General features: G+C 55.4%; 1 pseudogene. It reads right to left on the bottom strand.

Features of this window, described 5'->3' with window-relative positions:
- A pseudogene (agaR, locus tag I6F36_RS38910) lies at positions 1–433 on the bottom strand (aga operon transcriptional regulator AgaR); the annotation flags it as partial.

Consider the following 433-nt stretch of genomic DNA (forward strand, 5'->3'; position numbering starts at 1 on the left):
GCGACTGACGGCGCAAATGCCCGCCGGTCATCAGCAGCTCAACGCCTTCCGCTTCCAGCAACGCATTAGCCACGTTCATACCGTTGGTCATCGCAATTACGTCAGTGTGCTTGCGCATCAGACGAGCAATCTCAAAAGTGGTGGTCCCGGAATCGAGGATCACCCGATGACCAGGCTGAATCAACTCAACGGCAGCTTTCGCAACGCTGCGTTTCATCGCGGTGTTCAGTGCGCTTTTATCTTCCACTGATGGCTCGACTGACGGCGTCGTGCTATCGCAGATCAACGCGCCACCATAGGCACGCACAGCGATCCCCTGCTTTTCCAGAAACGCCAGATCGTTGCGGATCGTCACAGTAGATACGCCATACAATGCCGACAGATCGTTAACCTGCACACTCCCTTGCTGTCGCAGACGCTGAATGATCTGTTC

Source organism: Bradyrhizobium sp. BRP19 (genome assembly GCF_020194195.1).
Taxonomy (GTDB): Bacteria; Pseudomonadota; Alphaproteobacteria; order Rhizobiales; family Xanthobacteraceae; genus Bradyrhizobium; species Bradyrhizobium yuanmingense.